The 526-nt window shown below is 43.9% G+C and carries 1 pseudogene; it reads right to left on the minus strand.

Features of this window, described 5'->3' with window-relative positions:
* Positions 1 to 436: pseudogene (locus GBI16_RS18350) on the minus strand (hypothetical protein); the annotation flags it as partial.
* Positions 437 to 526: the final 90 nt, after the last annotated feature.

Below are 526 nucleotides of genomic sequence, written 5' to 3' on the forward strand. Positions count from 1 at the left end.
ATAAAGCAAATAACCCTAATGCCTTATATTTTTGTTGATAAGACCATAAGTATTGAATCATGGCCAAACACACACTGCCTGTCGTAAAAAATACAGCTGCAGCAGTGAGTAGACCATTTGAGCGCAGACTTTGCGTATCTCCTCCCCACAACATGGTCGCAAAAGGTAACAGAAACAAACTCAATACGAGGAGTAATATGCTGGTTGCGAGCGTCATTTGTATATGTTGCTCGGGCTGTGAATAAGCGCCTGCCCGTAAAATTTGAGGTCCCCCTCCTAAAGAGGGAAATGCGCCAAATGCAGCACTCAGGCTCAGCATTAATACAAAACTGGCGAGTGCCGCATGTCCAAAATACCATGCCAAATACAGACTAAAGAGTAATTGTAAGAATCGTGCAGACCCTACACCGACCACCATAATCACATGAGGGTTCATGGCTACTTAGACAAATGGTGTGAATGGGAAATATACGCTTGTTTTTCTGCTTGGGTGAATCGTTCAGCAATCTTTTTTGCAGGAACGCCC

It is taken from the genome of Acinetobacter sp. TUM15064 (genome assembly GCF_008980265.1).
In the GTDB taxonomy this organism is placed as follows: domain Bacteria; phylum Pseudomonadota; class Gammaproteobacteria; order Pseudomonadales; family Moraxellaceae; genus Acinetobacter.